At 69.0% G+C, this 19,128-nt stretch carries 17 protein-coding genes and 1 pseudogene; 13 read left to right on the top strand and 5 right to left on the bottom strand.

Annotated elements, in window-relative coordinates; genetic code table 11:
* The 4 genes from dnaK to ACK5IN_RS04210 form a co-directional block, all read left to right on the top strand.
* The coding region (gene dnaK / locus ACK5IN_RS04225) for a molecular chaperone DnaK (RefSeq protein WP_416894967.1) at positions 1 to 1,386 on the top strand (1,386 nt) is incomplete at its 5' end.
* Positions 1,387 to 1,389: 3 nt separating this feature from the next.
* Positions 1,390 to 2,025 (top strand): nucleotide exchange factor GrpE, encoded by a 636-nt coding sequence (locus tag ACK5IN_RS04220; protein ID WP_416894966.1) that lies wholly within the window; start codon positions 1,390 to 1,392, stop codon positions 2,023 to 2,025.
* A 6-nt stretch (positions 2,026 to 2,031) separates the two neighbouring features.
* Complete coding sequence (locus tag ACK5IN_RS04215) at positions 2,032 to 3,036, top strand: DnaJ C-terminal domain-containing protein (protein WP_416894965.1); 1,005 nt, start codon at positions 2,032 to 2,034, stop codon at positions 3,034 to 3,036.
* Positions 3,037 to 3,177: 141 nt separating this feature from the next.
* Positions 3,178 to 3,618, top strand: coding sequence for a heat shock protein transcriptional repressor HspR (locus tag ACK5IN_RS04210; RefSeq protein ID WP_416894964.1), 441 nt, complete (start codon positions 3,178 to 3,180; stop codon positions 3,616 to 3,618).
* Positions 3,619 to 3,711: 93 nt separating this feature from the next.
* Here the strand turns inward: ACK5IN_RS04210 and ACK5IN_RS04205 are convergent, their stop codons facing one another.
* Positions 3,712 to 4,398, bottom strand: a complete 687-nt coding sequence (locus ACK5IN_RS04205; RefSeq protein ID WP_416894963.1) for a potassium channel family protein — start codon at positions 4,396 to 4,398, stop codon at positions 3,712 to 3,714.
* A gap of 27 nt (positions 4,399 to 4,425) precedes the next feature.
* Positions 4,426 to 5,001, bottom strand: coding sequence for a hypothetical protein (locus tag ACK5IN_RS04200; RefSeq protein WP_416894962.1), 576 nt, complete (start codon positions 4,999 to 5,001; stop codon positions 4,426 to 4,428).
* 141 nt (positions 5,002 to 5,142) lie between these two features.
* On the opposite strand from ACK5IN_RS04200, the gene ACK5IN_RS04195 reads away from it, so the two are divergent.
* From ACK5IN_RS04195 to ACK5IN_RS04175, 5 genes and pseudogenes are all read left to right on the top strand, one after another.
* Positions 5,143 to 6,303 (top strand): glycosyltransferase, encoded by a 1,161-nt coding sequence (locus ACK5IN_RS04195; protein ID WP_416894961.1) that lies wholly within the window; start codon positions 5,143 to 5,145, stop codon positions 6,301 to 6,303.
* A 9-nt stretch (positions 6,304 to 6,312) separates the two neighbouring features.
* Positions 6,313 to 7,566 carry a glycosyltransferase family 4 protein gene (locus ACK5IN_RS04190; protein WP_416894960.1) on the top strand — a complete coding sequence of 418 codons (1,254 nt, stop codon included), beginning with the start codon at positions 6,313 to 6,315 and terminating at the stop codon, positions 7,564 to 7,566.
* 136 nt (positions 7,567 to 7,702) lie between these two features.
* Positions 7,703 to 9,919, top strand: a complete 2,217-nt coding sequence (locus ACK5IN_RS04185) for an ATP-dependent Clp protease ATP-binding subunit (RefSeq protein WP_416894959.1) — start codon at positions 7,703 to 7,705, stop codon at positions 9,917 to 9,919.
* 263 nt (positions 9,920 to 10,182) lie between these two features.
* Positions 10,183 to 10,647 carry a ribonuclease E activity regulator RraA gene (gene rraA / locus ACK5IN_RS04180; RefSeq protein WP_416894958.1) on the top strand — a complete coding sequence of 155 codons (465 nt, stop codon included), beginning with the start codon at positions 10,183 to 10,185 and terminating at the stop codon, positions 10,645 to 10,647.
* A 163-nt stretch (positions 10,648 to 10,810) separates the two neighbouring features.
* Positions 10,811 to 12,587, top strand: a pseudogene (locus ACK5IN_RS04175) (glycoside hydrolase family 15 protein).
* Positions 12,588 to 12,606: 19 nt separating this feature from the next.
* Here ACK5IN_RS04175 and ACK5IN_RS04170 read toward each other — a convergent pair.
* Both ACK5IN_RS04170 and ACK5IN_RS04165 read right to left on the bottom strand, forming a co-directional pair.
* Complete coding sequence (locus ACK5IN_RS04170) at positions 12,607 to 13,701, bottom strand: ABC transporter permease (RefSeq protein WP_416894957.1); 1,095 nt, start codon at positions 13,699 to 13,701, stop codon at positions 12,607 to 12,609.
* Positions 13,698 to 14,582: an ABC transporter ATP-binding protein gene (locus tag ACK5IN_RS04165; RefSeq protein WP_416894956.1), complete on the bottom strand. Its 885-nt coding sequence runs from the start codon at positions 14,580 to 14,582 to the stop codon at positions 13,698 to 13,700. Before ACK5IN_RS04165 ends, ACK5IN_RS04170 begins: the two co-directional genes overlap by 4 nt.
* Before the next feature lie 125 nt (positions 14,583 to 14,707).
* On the opposite strand from ACK5IN_RS04165, the gene ACK5IN_RS04160 reads away from it, so the two are divergent.
* Positions 14,708 to 15,283 (top strand): NADPH-dependent FMN reductase, encoded by a 576-nt coding sequence (locus tag ACK5IN_RS04160; protein ID WP_416894955.1) that lies wholly within the window; start codon positions 14,708 to 14,710, stop codon positions 15,281 to 15,283.
* A 142-nt stretch (positions 15,284 to 15,425) separates the two neighbouring features.
* On the opposite strand, the gene ACK5IN_RS04155 is transcribed toward ACK5IN_RS04160, so the two are convergent.
* A complete protein-coding gene (locus ACK5IN_RS04155; RefSeq protein WP_416894954.1) occupies positions 15,426 to 16,262 on the bottom strand; it encodes an exodeoxyribonuclease III in 837 nt (278 codons plus the stop codon).
* 144 nt (positions 16,263 to 16,406) lie between these two features.
* Here ACK5IN_RS04155 and pyrE point away from each other — a divergent pair, with 144 nt between their 5' ends.
* The 3 genes from pyrE to ACK5IN_RS04140 form a co-directional block, all read left to right on the top strand.
* On the top strand, positions 16,407 to 16,982 hold the full coding sequence (pyrE, locus tag ACK5IN_RS04150) for an orotate phosphoribosyltransferase (RefSeq protein WP_416894953.1): 576 nt from the start codon (positions 16,407 to 16,409) through the stop codon (positions 16,980 to 16,982).
* 198 nt (positions 16,983 to 17,180) lie between these two features.
* The gene (locus ACK5IN_RS04145; protein ID WP_416894952.1) at positions 17,181 to 17,369 is read left to right on the top strand and encodes a hypothetical protein; all 189 of its coding nucleotides are present in this window, start codon (positions 17,181 to 17,183) and stop codon (positions 17,367 to 17,369) included.
* A gap of 1,120 nt (positions 17,370 to 18,489) precedes the next feature.
* On the top strand, positions 18,490 to 19,128 hold a 639-nt coding region (locus ACK5IN_RS04140), incomplete at its 3' end, for a hypothetical protein (RefSeq protein WP_416894951.1).

Genomic DNA, 19,128 nt, shown 5'->3' with positions numbered 1-19,128 from the left:
GACGAACTCATCCTGGTCTTCGACCTCGGCGGCGGCACCTTCGACGTCTCGCTGCTGGAAGTCGGCAAGGACGAGGATGACTTCTCCACGATCCAGGTCAAGGCCACCAACGGCGACAACCGCCTCGGCGGCGACGACTGGGACCAGCGCATCGTCGAGTGGCTGATCAAGCAGTTCAAGGAGACCACCGGCGTCGACGTCTCTACCGACAAGATCGCCCTGCAGCGCCTCAAGGAGGCCGCGGAGCAGGCCAAGAAGGAGCTCTCCAGCCAGACCTCCGCGACCATCCAGCTGCCCTACCTCTCGCTCACGGAGAACGGCCCGGCGAACCTCGACGAGACGCTCAAGCGCGCCCAGTTCGAGCAGATGACCAAGGACCTGCTCGACCGCACCCGCAAGCCCTTTGAGGACGTCATCCGCGAGGCCGGCATCCAGGTCTCCGACATCGCCCACGTTGTGCTCGTCGGCGGCTCGACCCGGATGCCCGCGGTCACCGAGCTCGTCAAGTCGCTCACCGGTGGCAAGGAGCCCAACAAGGGCGTGAACCCGGACGAGGTGGTCGCCGTCGGCGCGGCCCTGCAGGCCGGGGTGCTGAAGGGCGAGCGCAAGGACGTTCTGCTCATCGACGTCACCCCGCTGTCGCTCGGCATCGAGACCAAGGGCGGGATCATGACCAAGCTCATCGAGCGCAACACGGCGATCCCGACCAAGCGCAGCGAGACCTTCACCACGGCCGACGACAACCAGCCGTCGGTCGCGATCCAGGTCTTCCAGGGCGAGCGCGAGTTCACCCGCGACAACAAGCCGCTGGGTACGTTCGAGCTGACCGGCATCGCCCCCGCCCCGCGCGGCCTGCCGCAGATCGAGGTCACCTTCGACATCGACGCGAACGGCATCGTGCACGTGTCTGCCAAGGACAAGGGCACGGGCAAGGAGCAGTCGATGACCATCACGGGCGGCTCGTCACTGCCCAAGGAGGACATCGACCGCATGGTGCGCGAGGCCGAGGAGCACGCCGCCGACGACAAGAAGCGCCGTGAGTCCGCGGAGACCCGCAACCAGGCCGAGACCCTGTCGTACTCGATCGAGAAGCTCATCAAGGACAACGAGGACAAGATCCCGTCCGAGGTGAAGGACTCGGTGCAGGCGGATGTCGACGCGCTCAAGACCGCGCTGGCCGGTGAGGACGACGACGCGGTCAAGACCGCGTTCGACAAGCTCAGCCAGAGCCAGCAGCAGCTCGGAGAGGCGATCTACGCCTCGGCCCAGGCCGCCGGCGAGCAGGGCGACCCGACGGTGGCCGACCCGGGCAACGGCGAGGTGCCGAACCCCGAAGAGGACGTCATCGACGCCGAGGTCGTCGAAGACGAGGAAGAGACGAAGTAGAACATGACAGACAAGGACGAGTTCCGTCCTGACGAGGAGGGGTCGGCGGCTCAGGCCGCCGGCCCCGATCCGCAGACGGGCGGTGCGGCAGACGCGGGCGACGACGTGCTGACCATCGACGACATCCTGGGCGAGACGCAGGAACCCGGTGTCGCGCAGGCCGACGAGGCACTCACCGGTGACGAAGACACCGTCGACCTTCCGCCGGAGGCGGCCGGCTACCTTGCCGACCTGAAGCGCCTGACCGCCGAGTACGCCAACTACCGTCGGCGCACCGAGGAGCAGCGGCAGATCGAGATCGAGCGCGCCAAGGGCTCGGTGGCGACGGCCCTGCTACCCGTGCTCGATGATCTCGACCGGGCGCAGCAGCACGGCGACCTCACCGAAGGCAGCGCCTTCGCGGCCATCGCCGAGAAGATCCGCGGTGTCGCAGAGCGCACCGGGCTGGTCGCCTACGGTGTGGCGGGCGAGGCGTTCGACCCGCAGCAGCACGAGGCGATCTTCCAGCAGCCGACGCCGGATGCCACCGAGCCCACGGTCCTCGAGGTCGTCGAGGTCGGCTACCGGCTGGGCGAGGTGGAGCTGCGGCCGGCGAAGGTCGTCGTCGCCGTCTCCTCGGCCGACTCGGGGAACGGTTGAGCGGCCATGGCGAGCCAGGACTGGTTCGACAAGGACTTCTACAAGGTCCTGGGCGTTTCCAAGGAGGTCAGCGCGGCTGACCTGAAGAAGACCTACCGCAAGCTCGCGCGCAAGTATCACCCCGACTCCAACGCGGGCGATGCCACCGCCGAGGCGAAGTTCAAGGAGATCAGCGAGGCGTACGCCGTGCTGTCGGACACCGCACAGCGCGAGGAGTACGACCAGATCCGCGCGATGGGCTCGGGCGCCCGCTTCACGGCGGGCGGCCAGGGCGCCGCCGGCGGCTTCGAGGACGTCTTCTCGATGTTCAACCAGGGCCGACAGGGGGGCGGGCGCTTCCAGAGCGCCGACGACTTCGAGGACATCTTCTCGATGTTCGGCCAGGGCGGCCAGCCCGGCGGGTTCGGCAGCGGCCGGTTCGGCCAGTCGTCGGGAGGCTTCCGCGGGTATGGCGGTCCGAGCAGAGGAGCGGATGTCACGGCCCGCACGACCTTGGACTTCCTCACCGCAGCCAAGGGCGAGACGATCTCGCTTCAGGCCGAGGACGGCAAGCCGTTCAAGGTGAAGATCCCCGCCGGGGTCAAGGACGGACAGAAGATCCGGCTCCGCGGCCGGGGCAGGCCGTCCCCCGACGGGGGCGAGAACGGCGACATCGTCGTGCAGATCAGTGTGCGCAAGCATCCCGTCGTCCAGCGTGACGGGCTCAATCTGCGTCTGACGGTGCCGGTGCCCTTCGTAGAGGCTGCGCTGGGCGCGACGATCGAGGTGCCCACGCTCGACGGCGATGCGGTCAAGCTGCGCGTCGCGCCGGGCACGCCCTCGGGGCGCATCCTGCGGGTGAAGGGGCGCGGCATCAAGACCACCAAGGGCACCGGCGACCTGCTCGCCGATGTGCAGGTGGCCGTGCCGTCGCACCTCGACGATGCGGCGAAGGCCGCTCTCGAGACCTTCCGCGATCTCGAGCCCGCGGAGAACCCGCGCGCCGACCTGATGGCCAAAGCGCGGACGTGATGTTCCCCTCCCCCTCTATCGAAAACTCCTGTTCTCGTGGAGTCAGGACTGCCCGGTGCTGGAATGTCCTGACTCCGCCGGAACACCTGATTTCGGCTGGTGGCGGGGAGGACGCCGAAGTCAGGCAGGAGGTGATGGTGGATGTCAGAGCCTGACGAGGATGCTCCGCTGTTCGCCATCGCGCTGGCCGCCGAACTCGCCGGCATGCACCCACAGACCCTTCGTCAGTACGACCGCATCGGCCTGGTGGTGCCAGGGCGCACGCGCGGCGGCTCGCGCCGCTACTCGGCACGCGACATCGAACGGCTGCGCGAGGTGGCACGTATGTCGGCCGAGGGCGTGAGTCTGCCCGCGATCGCCCGCATCATCGACCTCGAAGACACCGTGCGTCGGCTGCGCCGCGAGGTCTCGGAGCTGACCTCCCGCGTCAAGACCGAGTCGGAGTATCGACCGAGTGCGCGCGTGTTCGCCGCCGGCTCGACCGGTGCGGTGGTGACCCTGACCTCGGGTCGGCGCGTACGGCGCTCGACCGACGTCGTCGTGTGGCGACCGCTCGTCGACCGCGGCGAGGACGAGGGCTGAGGTTCGACGCGGCTGACCCGGGCGCCGACGAAGTTCCTGCAGATCGGCAGCATGCGCATCCGCGTGGCCGAATCCCCGCTGCAGTCACGCGGCTCACGCACCCTTGCGGGGGTGCCGCCCGGGCGACATTCGCTGGATGCGTTCGGTGAGCGCGGTGATGAACGCGGCGCTCGTCACGCCGATGACGATGATCCCGCCGAGCATGAGGCCCACGGCCAGCACGCGCCCGAACACCGTCACGGGGGTGAAGTCGCCGTACCCGACGGTGGTGATGGTGCAGAAGCCCCACCAGATCGCGTCGCCGAGGTCCTTGATGTTCGCGTGCGGGTCCTGGCGCTCGACGAACCACACGGCCGTCGATGCCGCGTACACGAACAGCAGGGCGAACGCGCCCACGCTGATGAGATAGCGGGAGCGCTGGCCGGCCGACCCGAACCGGTCGAACACGGGCAGCCGCCACACGTACGCGAGGATCAGAAACGGGCGCAGCAGCGGCAGCACGAGCGAGGCCAGCTCGTACCACCGGCCGCGCAGAAAGCGCCAGCGCTCGCGGCTGATCGTCAGGCGCAGCACGAAGTCGACGATGAAGGAGATCCACAGCACGACGACGACCAGTGCGAGCGCCGACCGCGCCCAGGCCGGCAGGGTCCCGTCGGTGAGCGTCCACGTGCTCGCGGCGAAGAAGACCACCGACAGCACGAACATCGGCCATGCGGTGCGTCGTTCCCAGCGGATCTCGCGGGGGAGGGCGGCTTCGGGTGTCGGAGGGGATGTGTTCATGCCCGCCAGATTATGGGTGCCCGGGTGTCAGGCGGGGTCGATTCGCAGCACCGTCGGCGACTCGCCCACCGCGAGCTCGTCGACGATCCGCAGTGTGCGCGCGAGCTCGTCGACGGTACCGGTGATCGTGCCGAAGCGTTCGCGGTCCGGGCCGACGGCTGTCAGCGTGACGAAGTGCGAGCCGGTGTCCCACGTATAGGTGGCCGACGGCGTCGGGTTCATGGGCAGCACCAGGCGCTCGCCGACGCCGAGATGCGGGTTCGCGAACGACTCGGTGTCGTCGTACTCCATCGGCATCATCGCGCGTGCCGTGCGCAGCTGCGCCGTCGCCTCCTGGATCTGCGCCATCGCGACCAGCAGCTCGGGGTCGTCCCTGTACACCCACACGAGCACGCGGCCGTCGGCCTTGCGCAGCAGGAACGGCGCCGCCTGGCTGAACATCCACGCCGTGACCCCTCGGCCGGCAGGCACGCCCATCTGCTGATTCAGCTGGGCCAGCAGCATCCCGATCGCCTTCTTGCGATGCCTGCGGCCCTTGAAGCCGAGCGATCCGGTCACCGGAACCCAGCGCTGCGGGTCGGCATCGGCGGTCAATCGAAGCATGCCTTCAGCGTACGTGCGGCGCCTCCATGGCTGCCGGGAGCCCTCCGGTAGAGTGGAGGAGCCGCGTGACGACCTGTGTGCGGCCGCCGCTGAGAGAGGCATCCCACCCTTTTGACTCCCCCCGCGACCGACACCCGTCCGATGACGATCCTCATCGCCGCCGACACCTTCACCCCCCACGTGAACGGCGCGGCCCGCTTCGCCGAACGACTCGCCGCAGGGCTGGTCGAGCGTGGCCACATCGTGCACGTCGCTGCACCGAGCGTGGGCCACGGCAACGGCGGCACCTTCACCGAAACCGTCGAAGGTCAGCCGATGACCGTGCACCGTCTGCCCTCGTGGCGCTGGAAGCCGCACGACTGGCTGACCTTCGTGCTGCCGTGGCGATCGAAGCACTACGCGCGCACCGTGCTCGACGAGGTGAGACCCGACGTCGTGCACAGCCAGTCGCACATCGTGATCGGCCGGGGCATGACGCGCGAGGCGCGCAAACGCGGAGTGCCCGTCGTGGCAACCAATCATGTGATGGCCGAGAACATCCTCGACTTCACGACGCTGCCGCCGCTGCTCGACAAGCTCTTCGTGAAGCTCGCGTGGGACGACGCCGAGCGCACGCTGAAGATGTCGCGCGCGGTCACCACGCCCACGCGCAAGGCCGCCGACTTCCTCGAGCAGACGATCGACGTCAGCGAGGTCATCCCGGTCAGCTGCGGCATCCGGGCCTCGAACTACACGGCCGACCTGAGCCCGCGCGACGCGAACCGGCTCGTGTTCGTCGGGCGGCTCACCACCGAGAAGCAGATCGACGTCGCCCTGCGTGCGATGACCAGGCTCGACCCCGCGCTCGAGGTGACGTTCGACATCGTCGGCAACGGCGACCAGCGGCGGGCGCTCGAGGCGCTGGCTGCAGAGCTGGGCCTCGGCAACCGGGTCACCTTCCACGGGCACACCACCGACGAGCAGCTGCGCGAGCTGCTCACCCGGGCGAGTGTGTTCGTCATCCCGTCGATCGCCGAGCTGCAGTCCATCGCGACGATGGAGGCGATGGCCTCGGGGCTGCCGATCGTCGGCGCAGACGCGGTGGCGCTGCCGCATCTCATCCACGACGGCGAGAACGGCTACCTGTTCCGGCCCGGCGACGTCGACGACCTCGTCGCGAAGCTGACCACCGTGCTCACCCAGACCCCCGAGGAGCGACGACGCATGCAGCAGGCGTCGCTCGAGGGCGTGAAGGTGCACGACATGGATCGCACCCTCGACACGTTCGAGGCCCTCTACCGCGGCGAGCCGCTGCCCTCCTGAGCCGGCGCCGTGCACATCGTCTTCTTCGGTGACCAGCACCTCGAGTCGTTCGGCGGGGCGCAGGTCTCGATGCGGCTGCAGAAGCGGTTCCTCGAACGCGCCGGACACACCGTGACCGTCGTGGCACCCGCCATGCACGGTCCGCGGGCGCGCACGGCGACGCGCGATGAGGCCTACCTCGACCTGCCGTCGATGCCGATCACGCTCGACCGGGAGTATGCCCTGTCGTGGCCCGGTCGGCGGACGGATGCTTGGCTCGACGCGCGCGCAGCCGCGCTCCCGTCGGTGGATCTCGTGCACGTGCAGGCCGACTTCTGGGGCGCGTTCATCGGTCACCGCTTCGCCCGCCGGCACGGCCTGCCGCTCGTGCACACCATGCACAACCGGGTCGACGTCGGCATCGAGGCCGTCTCGCCGGTGCCCGCGCTCACACTGCGCGGTCTGAACGCGTGGCAGCGGCGCGTGCTGCCCGCGGCGGTGCGGGAGCGTCGGAGGATCACGCGAACGTCGGAGGATTCCGCGCAGATCCTCCGACCTGCGGCCGATGCTCCTGCCGACGGGTGGGCGTACCTGCGCGGTCTGGCCGCGGGGGCGGATGCCGTCACGGCACCGTCGGCGCACGTCGCGCGCCGCCTCGAGCAGCACGACGTCTTCCCGCGGGTCGACGTGATCTGGAACGGCATCGACGACGATCTGCTGGAGGGACTGCTGCCGCTGGGGCCGCGCACGCCCGGGCGTGCGCGGTTCGTGTGGCTCGGGCGCATGAGCCCCGAGAAGCGGCTGCTGCCGTTTCTCGAGGCGGTGGCCGCGTCGGGCGTCGACGCCGACGTCGAGGTGCTCGGCGGCGGCGGGCAGCTGCGCGCGGCGCAGCGGCTCGTCGCGCGGCGACGGCCACAGGCATCCATTCGCTTCTCCGGTCGGCTGCCGTACGTCGACACCCTGCGGCGCATCGCCGACGCCGACGCGCTCGTGCAGACCTCGATCGGCTTCGAGACGCAGGGCATGACCCCGTTCGAGGCGGCGTCGCTGGGCACGCCGTCGGTGATCAGCGATCCCGACATCGCCGGCGAACTGGGCTCGGGCTTCTGGCAGGTGCCGGATGCCTCGATCGCCGCGCTGGCAGACACGCTGCGCCGTGCGGCCGCCGACATCGCCGCAGGCGCCCCGGTGCCCGCGAACCCCGAGGTGCGCGAGGAGTTCCGCCAGTCGTCGCGCACCGCGGCGATGGTCAAGGTCTACGAGCGCGTGCTCGCCTCACGCTGAGCTCTCCGGCTGGTCGTGGTCGACGGCGTTCCTGTCGCATGATGCGCACGAAGCGATGGCGCCGAGTGGTGCCATCTGATAAACTTGAGCGCAGACGACTCAACTTTACCACCGACACAGTGTCAGGGAGGAACGAATGAACGCGCAGCCACAGCCCGGGCAGGAGGAGCAGCAGAGCGCCCTCGAGCAGTTCGGGATCAACCTCACCGACGACGCCCGCCAGGGCAAGCTCGACCCCGTCATCGGGCGGGACGGCGAGATTCGCCGGGTGAGCCAGGTGCTCACCCGCCGCACGAAGAACAACCCGGTGCTCATCGGCGAGCCCGGCGTCGGCAAGACCGCAGTGGTCGAGGGACTGGCGCAGCGCATCGTGGCCGGCGACGTCGCCGAATCGCTCAAGGACAAGGAGCTGATCAGCCTCGACATGTCAGCACTCGTCGCCGGCGCCATGTACCGGGGACAGTTCGAAGAGCGCCTCAAGAGCGTGCTCAAGGAGATCACCGAGTCCGACGGCAAGGTCATCACGTTCATCGACGAGCTGCACGTGCTCATGGGGGCCGGCGGCGGCGAGGGCTCGGTCGCGGCATCCAACATGCTCAAGCCCATGCTCGCGCGCGGCGAGTTGCGCCTCATCGGCGCGACCACGCTCAACGAGTACCGCGAGTTCATCGAGAAGGATGCCGCGCTCGAGCGCCGTTTCCAGCAGGTCTATGTGGGCGAGCCCAGCGTGGAGGACACGATCGCGATCCTGCGCGGGCTGAAGGAGCGCTACGAGGCGCACCACAAGGTCGCCATCGCCGACGGGGCACTGGTGGCCGCGGCATCCCTCTCCCACCGCTACATCCCTTCGCGCCAGCTGCCGGACAAGGCCATCGACCTCATCGACGAGGCCGCGTCGCGGCTGCGCATGGAGATCGACTCGGCGCCGCTGGTCATCGACGAGCTGCGCCGCCACGTCGATCGGCTCAAGCTCGAGGAGATGGCGCTCAAGCGCGAGAAGGACGCCGCCTCGAAGGAGCGCTTGGCGGCGCTGCGCGAGACCCTCGGCGACGAGGAGAAGCGCCTGCGCGAGCTTCAGGGCCGGTGGGAGAACGAGCGCGCGTCACTGAATCTCGTCGGCGATCTGAAGACCGAGCTGGATGCTGCGCGCATCGCCGCCGATCGTGCCCAGCGCGAAGGCAACCTCGAGAAGGCGTCGCGGCTGCTGTACGCCGAGATCCCCGCGCTGGAGCGCCGGGTCAGCGAGGCCGAGCGCGCGGACCCTTCGACAGGCTCAGGGAGCGGTCCTCATGACGAGGGCCCCATGGTCGGCGACCACGTCACCGAGGAGGACATCGCGAAGGTCATCGCCGCGTGGACCGGTATCCCCGTCGGCAAGCTCATGCAGGGCGAGACCGAGAAGCTCGTGCACCTCGAGGCCGAACTCGGCAAGCGCCTCATCGGCCAGAAGGACGCGGTCAAGACCGTCTCTGACGCCGTGCGCCGCTCGCGTGCGGGCATCAGCGACCCGAACCGGCCCACCGGCTCGTTCGTCTTCCTCGGCCCCACCGGGGTCGGCAAGACCGAGCTGGCCAAGGCGCTCGCCGAGTTCCTCTTCGACGACGAGCAGGCCATGGTGCGCATCGACATGTCGGAGTACGGCGAGAAGCACTCGGTCTCGCGCCTCGTCGGAGCCCCTCCCGGCTACATCGGGTACGAACAGGGCGGCCAGCTGACCGAGGCGGTGCGCCGGCGCCCCTACAGCGTCGTGCTGCTCGACGAGGTAGAGAAGGCGCACCCCGAGGTGTTCGACGTGCTGCTGCAGGTCATGGACGACGGGCGTCTCACCGACGGCCAGGGCCGCACGGTCGACTTCACGAACGTCATCCTGATCCTCACCTCGAACCTCGGCTCGCCGATCCTCATCGACCCGGCGCTGTCGTGGGACGACAAGCGCGAGCAGGTCATGCAGCTGGTGCGCCAGGCGTTCCGGCCCGAGTTCGTGAACCGGCTCGACGACACCGTGGTGTTCCACGCCCTCACCGAGGACGACCTCGCCCAGATCGTGGAGCTCGCCGTCGACGTGCTGCAGCGTCGGCTGCGCGATCGCCGGCTCACGCTCGCCGTGACACCCGATGCGCGGCAGTGGCTGGCCGAGCGCGGGTACGACCCGATGTTCGGCGCACGGCCGCTGCGGCGGCTCATCCAGTCGCAGATTCAGGACCGCCTCGCCATGGCGATCCTGAACGGCAGCGTGCACGACGGCGACCTGGTGCGGGTCGATGTTGCCGCCGACGGGTCGGAGCTCGTGCTGACCGCCGACGGCGACCGGGCGGACGACGACGTGATCGAGGCCGAGATCATCGAGGGCTGACCGGCGGTCGTCCGACCACGCGGTACCGTCGATTCCGTAAGAATCGCGCGCACCGGTCGTTCCGTCTTCGTCGCCGGTGGCTCCTCGCCGTGATGCTGCCGGTGTTCGTCGCTCGTGGTCGTGGTGCACCCCGACAAGAACCCGCCCGCGCGCGCTGAGCACTGCGGGCGAAGTTCGCAGAATCTCGCCGAACGCGGAGGAATCGCCCGAATTCCTGCGAACTTCGCGCGATCCTGCGACCCCCGTATGCGTAGCGTGGAGGCATGACAGCCACTGCAGACCTCTACGACGACCGCGGCGACGAGCTCGACTCGCTCGCCCTGCAGCTGCACGACCTCGGCGGGCGCACCGCGTTCGACGGCCCGGTGCGCACGGTGCGCTGCCACCGTGACAACGCCCTCGTGAAGCAGGTGCTCGCCACGCCCGGCGGCGGCGCCGTGCTCGTCGTCGACGGCGGTGGGTCGCTGGAGTCGGCACTCGTCGGCGACCTCATCGCCGGGTCGGCGGTCGAGCACGGGTGGGCCGGCATCATCGTGCACGGGGCCATCCGCGACCGGGTCGCGATAGGTGAGCTACCGCTCGGTGTGAAGGCGCTTGGCTCGAACCCTCGCACGTCCGTCAAAGAGGGCGTCGGTGAGGTCGACGTGCCGGTGACGATCGCCGGGGTCACCTTCACTCCCGGCCGGCACGTGTGGGCCGACTCCGACGGCGTGCTCGTCGAGCGCTGAGCGCGCACCGGGCCGTGGCGGGCTGAGCACCGCCGACGAAGTTCGCAGAGTCTCGCCAGACGCGCAGGAATAGCCCGGATTCCTGCGAGCTTCGCGCGATTCTGCGAACCTGGGATGCCGTGCGCCGCACGGTGATACCGCGATGCGATGGCACGATGGAGCGATGGCTGCACCGATCGAGGACTACGCGATCCTCAGCGACTGCCACACCGCGGCGCTTGTCTCCCGCGAGGGCAGCATCGACTGGCTGTGCCTGCCGCGCTACGACTCGCCGTCGGTGTTCGGTGCGCTGCTGGGAGACGAGGACCACGGCAGATGGATGCTGCGCCCCGCCGATCCACACGCCACCTGCGAACGGCACTACGACGGAGACGGCTTCGTGCTGATCACCCGCTGGACCACCGCGGACGGCGTGGCCGAGGTGGTCGACGCGATGCCCTACGGCGACCGGCGCGCCGATCTGCTGCGGCGCGTGCGGGGCATCAGCGGCACGGTGGAGTTCGCACAGGAGCTTCGTGTGCGCCCGGACTACGCCCGTGCCATGCCGTGGATGCGGCAGGCGGGTACGGCGCAGCATCCCGAGCTCATCGCCGTCGCCGGGCCGGACGCGCTCGTCTTCCGCGGCTCCGCGCTGCGCGCGAGCGAGCGAGCACACCGTGGCACCGTCACCGTGAGCGCCGGCGAGACGGTCGACATCACGATGACGTGGTACCCGTCACACCGGGTCGTTCCCGATCGCATCGACGTGGACGCCGCGCTGGCCGCCACCGACGAGTGGTGGCGTGGCTGGGCCGAGCGCATCGCGCACGAAGGGCCGCACCACGAGGCTGTGGTCCGCTCGCTGCAGGTGCTGCGCGCCCTCACTCATGAGGACACCGGCGGCATCGTCGCGGCTGCCACCACGTCGCTGCCCGAGGAGTTCGGCGGCGAACGCAACTGGGACTACCGGTACGTGTGGCTGCGGGACGCTTCGCTGACGCTCGAGGCGTTCCTCGCACACGGGTATGTGGACGAGGCCGAGGCGTGGCGCGGGTGGCTGCTGCGCGCCATCGCGGGCGATGCCGACGACGTGCAGATCATGTACGGCATCGCCGGCGAGCGCGACCTCGCCGAGCGGGTGCTCCACAGCCTCCCCGGCTATGGCGGGGCGCGTCCGGTGCGCATCGGCAACGGCGCCGTCGACCAGTATCAGGCCGACGTCGTCGGCGAGGTGATGGTCGCGCTCGAGGCGGCACGTCTGCACGGGCTTGCCGAGACCACGTTCTCGTGGCCGCTGCAACGGGCGCTGCTCGACTATCTCGAGCAGCGCATCGACGAGCCCGACAACGGCATCTGGGAGGTGCGCGGTCGGCCTCGCCTGTTCACCCACTCGCGCGTCATGATGTGGGCGGCGTTCGACCGCGGCGTGCGCGCGGTACGCGAGGGGCCCCGTGACGCGGTGGGAACAGCTGCGCGACCGTCTGCGTGCCGAGGTCGACGCCGAGGGGGTCGACCCCGAGGACGGGTACTTCACGCAGTCGTACGGGTCGAGAGAAGTGGATGCTTCGCTCCTCCTGCTGCCCCAGGTCGGCTTCTGCGCTGCCGATGACGAGCGCATGCTCCGCACCGTCGCCGAGATCGAGCGCACCCTCATGCGCGACGGCCTGCTGCACCGTTACCGCGCACAGCAGAGCGACGACGGCCTCGCCGGCGAGGAGCATCCGTTCCTCGCATGCTCGTTCTGGTTGGTGGAGCAGTACGCCGACACCGGCCGCGTGGACGACCGGCTCGTGGGTCTTGCCAACGACGTGGGCCTGCTCGCCGAGGAGTACGATATCGAGCACCAGCGGCACGCCGGCAATACACCCCAGGCACTGTCGCATCTGGCACTCGTGAAGGCCGCCGATGCCCTTGCAGGTGTCGCCGGCCGCGGTGCCCACACGCATCCCGCCCGCGCGTGACCGCCCGCCGCGCCGGGCGTCAGCGCGTGAGTGCGTCGGCGAGCTTGACCCGCGCCCCCATGCGCAGCAGTGAGTTCTCGTAGATGCGCGCGCCCACGAGGATCGCCGCGACGCACGTCGCGATGAGGATCACGAGCGACAGCAGCGGCTCCCACCACTGGGCTTCGCCCAGGAACATCCGCATCGGCATGCCGACGGGTGCCGAGAACGGAATATACGACATGACTCCGAGCACGAGCGGGTTGTCGAAGAAGATGATCACGAGGATGTAGGGAGCCATCACGAGCAGGGTCAGCGGGGTGGTGGTCGACCCGATGTCCTCCTGGCGCGACACCATGGCCGCCGCAGCGGCGAACAGCGACGCGAGCAGAATGAACCCGAACAGGAAGAACACGGCAAACCACACGATGGGCGTGCCGATGCCCTGCAGCAACTCGGTCTGACCCGTGACCGCGAGCCCCACGATGGCGATCGCCGCGAGGATGAGAATCTGCGCCATCGCCAGGATCGTGTTGCCGATGACCTTGCCGGCCAGCAGCGCTCGCGCCGGGATCGTCGAGATGAGCAGTTCGACCACGCGGGTCTGCTTCTCTTCCACGACGCTCTGCGCGATCGTGCCGCCGAACATCGACGCGGCCGCCAGGAACACGGCGCCGAAGCCCACGGCGGCGATGTACCCGAGAAAGCCCGCGTCACCGTCGGGGTTCAGCAGCTCGACCGGTGGCGTCTGCGCGAGCGTCATGATCAGTTGCGTGGGCACGCTCGTGTCGGCGATGACCCTGAAGCCGAGCGGTGAGGATGCGTCGGGCACCACGGCCGCGTCGACGTCGCCGCTGGTCACAAGCGCTTCGGCGGCGGCACGGTCGGTGACCTCGGTCACCTCGAGCCCCGCATCGGCGGGCACGTCCTGCGCCGCCTCGCCGACGACGGCGACGGGGGTGCCCCCGCTGCTCGAGGCGGCGAAGCCGCCCCAGATGATGCCGGCGAGCGCGACGGCGAACAGGATGATGCTCGAGATGACGAAGGCCTTGCTGCGCAGCTTCGACCCGATCTCGCGTTCGGCGACGAGCCGAACGCTATGCGCGGTCGGCGGGGCGGCGGTGACGGTGCTCACTGGATGACCTCCTTGAAGATCTGGGCGAGGGTGGGATGCTGCGGCGCGAAGCGCGCGACATCCCCCTGCGCGACGGCCTGGCGCAGCACCTGCTGCGCCGTCTCATCGGTGTCGACGTCGAACAGCGCATAGCCGGCGTCGACGTCGATCACCTCGACGCCCGGCTGATCGTGCACCCATCCGGCGTCGCCGGCCGAGACGAGCTCGTACCGGCGGGTGGAGTGCTCCGTGCGCAGCGCGTCGCGGGAGCCGGCCGCGCGGATCGTCCCGCCGGCGATGATCACGAGGTCGTCGCACAGGCGCTCGACGACGTCGAGCTGGTGCGACGAGAACAGCACGCCGACGCCGGCGGCCGCGCGTTGCTGCAGCACGCCGGCGACGACGTCGACGGCGAGCGGGTCGAGCCCCGAGAACGGTTCGTCGAGGATCAGCACGCCCGGGTCGTGCACGAGCGCGGCGGCGATCTGCGCGCGCTGCTGGTTGCCCAGCGAGAGCGTCTCGACGTTGTCGCCGAGGCGCTCGCCGAGGCCCAGCTGCTCGAGCAGTGTGCGGGCACGGTCGGTGGCGTCGGCTTTGGAGAAACCGTGCAGCCGCGCGAGGTAGACGATCTGCTCTAGTACCTTCATCTTGGGGTACAGGCCGCGCTCTTCGGGCATGTAGCCGAAACGGCGGCGGTCGGATGCCGTGACCTCCGCGTCGTCGAGCGTCACCGTGCCGGCATCCTTGGCGAGCAGGCCCAGCGCGATGCGCATGGTCGTGGTCTTGCCCGCGCCGTTGCCCCCGACGAAGCCGGTGAGCCGGCCGGGGCGCACGTCGAACGACACGTCGTCGAGTACCCGGTGGCCGCCGTAGCTCTTGGTGATCCCTCTGAGTTGCAGCATACGTTTGACGATACGTGATGTCTGCGGCCGAACATCCGACTGCATTTGCAGGAATAGATACCCGTGTGCGGCGCTTGCACCTCGGTGGACTGTTCGCATACCGACTCGCATAAAAAGGAGCATCAATGACCGACCGGACCATCGGCTACATCGTCGGCAGCATCTCGTCGACCTCGCTGAACCGCCGCCTCGCGAAGGCGCTGGAGCGACTGGCACCCGAGGGCACGACGCTCGTCGAGATCCCGATCGCCGACCTGCCGTTCTACTCGCCCGACCACGACGCCGACTACCCGCAGGTCGCTCGCGACTTCAAGCAGGCCATCGACGACGTCGACGGTGTCATCATCGTGACGCCCGAGTACAGCCGCTCGATCCCCGGCGTGCTCAAGAACGCCCTCGACTGGGCCGCACGACCGTACGGCGAGGGCTCGTTCAACGGCACGCCGACCGCGATCATCGGCACGTCCGGCGGCCCGATCTCGACGGCCGCCGCGCAGCAGCACCTCAAGACGATCCTCAGCCACATGAACGCGCCGACGCTCGGTCAGCCCGAGGGCTACATCCAGGCCGCACCCGGGCTCTTCGCCGAGGACGGCGAGGTCGCCGACGAGGGCACGGCCGCGTTCCTCGTCGGCTACCTCGAGGCCTTCGGCGCCCTGATCGACCGCTACGCGCCCGCGCGCGAGACCGTCGCCGCCTGACCCATCCCCTTCACATCCATCCCCTTCACGAAAACTCCTGTTCTGGCGTAGACAGGGTTCTTCGGCTCCGCGCCGTCCTGAACCCGCCAGAACAGGAGTTTTCGCGTGCGGACTGAACCGCGTGCCTGGGGGCTGAAGCTGATCAGCCGAAGATCATCGGCACGTCATCGTCGTCGTCCGGGGTCGCAAAGTCGAGGTCGACGACGACGGGCACGTGGTCGCTCGGACCCTGCCCCTTGCGCTCGTCGCGGTGGATCGCCGCCCCGGCCACGGCATCCGCGAACGCGTGCGAGCCGAGGATGAAGTCGATGCGCATGCCCTCGTTGCGCGGGAAGCGCAGCTGCTTGTAGTCCCAGTACGTGAACCCGGTCGGCACCAGTGGGCGCACGACATCCATCACCCCTGCCGCCTCCAGCGCCGCGAACGCCTCACGTTCGGGCGGTGAGACGTGGGTCGAGAACCCCGGCACCACCGCCGGGTCGCCGTTGTCGGCGTCGGTCGGGGCGACGTTGAAGTCGCCGACGAGGGCGAGCGGGAGGTCGGGGTTCTGCGCGAGCATGTCGGTGGTGTAGCCGGTGAGCGCCGCGAGCCAATCGAGCTTGTAGTCGTAGTGCGGGTCGCCGAGCGCGCGCCCGTTCGGCACGTACAGGCTCCACACCCGCACTCCGTCGACGGTGGCACCCAGTGCCCGCGCCTCCTGCTCGGGGGCGCCGCTCTTCGAGAACCCGGGCATACCCGGGAACGCCGTCTCGACGTCGGTCAACGGGCTGCGGCTGGCGATCGCGACGCCGTTCCACTGCGAGAAGCCGTACGCCTCGACGTGGAACCCCGCCTCTTCGAACGCAGCGAACGGGAACTGCTCGGTCTTGCATTTGATCTCCTGCATCGCCAGCACGTCGACGTGCTCGCGCACGGCGAAGTCGACGATGCGGTCGACGCGGGCGCGGACGGAGTTCACATTCCACGTGGCAAGGCGCATGGCACCAGCCTATGAGGGGGCGCCCGGTGCTGAGAACAGGCGACGTGACCGAGAACATGCTGCGTTCGTGGCATCCATCATGCCCTCGGTCACGGAGCATGTACTCGGTACGCTCGTGCGGGCACTGCTCCCTACAATCGGAACATGCCCGCCTCCACGCCCGAGCTCGAAGCCGACCGCCAGCGCCTCATCGATCTGATCGGTGAGGAGGCCGTGTTCCACGGGGACTTCACCCTCTCAAGCGGCAAGAAGGCGACGTACTACGTCGACATGCGACGCCTCACCCTCGACCACCGGGCGGCCCCGGCGATCGGGCGGCTCGTGCTCGACCTCATCCGCGACCTGGACGGGGTGGTCGCCGTCGGCGGCCTCACCCTCGGCGCCGATCCGATCGCCAACGCGGTCATGCACGAGTCGGTGCGCACCGACACGCCGCTCGACGCCTTCGTCGTCCGCAAGGAGCCGAAGGATCACGGCCGTGGCCGGCAGATCGAAGGGGCGGATGTCGCGGGCCGCCGCGTCGTCGTCGTCGAAGACACCTCGACCACGGGCCAGTCCGCGCTCAAGGCCGTCGAGGCACTGCGCCGCGAGGGTGCCGAGCCGGTCGCCGTTGCCGTGGTCGTCGACCGCAAGACCGGTGCCCAGGCGGCGGTTGAGGCAGCCGGGGTGCAATGGCTCGCCGCGATCGACCTCGACGACCTCGGCCTGCAGCCGCAGTAGCACCGGGAAAACGCCGACGCCGAACGCCCTGGTCGTGAGCAACGAGGTCGAGGCCAACGGCGACGCCCGGGGTGACCGGGTCGAGCTGACCAACACCGACGGCTACCGGTCGCGCACCTTGCCTGGAGCGCACACTCGCCCACCATCATCGGCCGCCGCCCGGGCATCACCGGGGAGTTCACCGACACCGCCGCGGGCATGTCCGAGTCGGTCAATGATTGCTCGGGCGTCGAGACCACCCCGGTCGACGCGGAGCCGTGGCCGTTCGGCAACGAGGTGCAGAATGCTGTGGCCCCGGGCACGTGGGGCGAGGACATGTCGGGCCTCGACATCGCGGACGATGGCACGGTGTTCGCCGTGAACAACGACAGCGTCGAGGCCGTCTGACTCGCGGGTGCCCGGCCACGTACACGGTGGTCGAGTCATGGGTGCCGACCTACCCCGACGGCACATGCACCCCGACGGCGTGATCTCCCTGTCGACGAGCGCGACAACCGCTTCAAGAGCGTTAGCCGCCGATCGGTGCTGCGCGTCGAACTGGGCGTGGCAGGGGCATCCACGACCACCCATGAGCGGAACCTCACCGAGATCACCGGACGGTTCGGGGCCAACGCCGGCCTCGAGGCGATCGAGTGGAGCTCGGATGCCGACGCACCTGCCTCGGCCTGCGCGGCGCCGACGGGGCGTATGACCCCGCCACATTCGGCGAGCACTTTGGGGGCGTATTCGCGGTGGCCGTCGAGCAGACCGGCGATCTGCACCTGCCCGTACTCGAGGCGGGCGGCGGTATCACGCTGCTGCAAACGGCGGGTTCCGCGGTGGGTGCCCCGGCGGCGGCACCGTCCCCGGTGCGCCCACGCCCGTCGGCGACGACGAGCTCGACGGCGTCGACAACGGCGGGTCCACCGTGCAAGGGCGTGTCGAGCGCGGCAAGACGATCAGCGTGACCGTCCCGGGACATGCCGGCCGGACCGTGAACGTGTAGCCGCACTCGCAGCCGGAGCTAGTGACCACGCCGACGTTGACCGCAGCGGGCACGACCACGGCCACAATTCTGGTGGGCCCTCCGCTGGGCTCACACCGCCTCGTCGCGCAGGTGTGAGGACGGCACGCTCCACACTGGGCCGCGATCGAAGTGGTGCCTGCGAGCGCCGGCAGGCCCGCGGGTACCCTGCCCGTGGCCGGCGACGAGCTGACGCGCGCGCGTGCCGTAAAGCCGCGGGTGCGCCCGGCATCCACTTGCCGCGTTCCGCGTTCAACACCCACGATTCGTGACAGGTGAACACCGGGGCATCACGGGCGTCGATCCCGTGACCTCACGATTTTCAGTTGGATGCGCCGGGGCAGCGGGTGCTCGTTGGTCGCCGTTCACCGCGTGATTCTGCTGACGACGTCATCGTTGGTCGCGGCTGGTTGGGGGTGGTTTCAGCGGAGCTACCGGCACGGAACCGGCACAGATAGCTGCGCCTGCGTAGGCTGTCCGGAAGTTCGTCATCTTGGAGGGTCCGTGCCTGATTTGATTTCGATCGGCCTGCCGATCCTATTGCTTGCAGTAGTTGGGGCCGGCGCCGTCTATCGAGTCCGACAGATGACAGCGACCACATTGACGGACGAACAGCTTGAGGAACTCGGACATGACGTTCTGATGAGTTGGCGTGCGATCGCGAGAGACACCCATACAGATGTCCCGATGACTCGTGAGGCATGGGCGTCCTATGGGGTCACGCCGCAAGAGGCGATCCAGCTTACGCGTGACCTTGTGCGGCGAGGGCAGATCGTTCTCCCTGAGTATGGGCTGATCCACTTGTTGATGGGGGAGCCGCCGACTGCGGGGCGGCTAACTCAGAACTCCTGGGAGGCGTATGGGCCGCACGCCGAACGGATCATAGTGAATGGGCCAGCTCATTTTGGTGCTGGCGACCAGCATAATAGCGGTACGTTCTCCTATCACTGGGAGGCCACTGAGCGTGACCTGACGGCCTTGTCGTTCGAGGCGGAGCGTCTCATTGGGATAGTCACAGACCCCAGGACGCGGGCTAAGCTCTCTCGTGCAGTGGGCGTTGTGGACGACGTAATCGAACGACGTGATGTCTCTGATCCGAGACTCCCTGCTGCGTTGCGATGGCTGGGGTCCTTCGCCGGAGAT

The organism is Microbacterium sp. (assembly GCF_047971895.1).
GTDB lineage: Bacteria > Actinomycetota > Actinomycetes > Actinomycetales > Microbacteriaceae > Microbacterium.
This window is presented reverse-complemented; position numbering and strand designations above follow the sequence as displayed.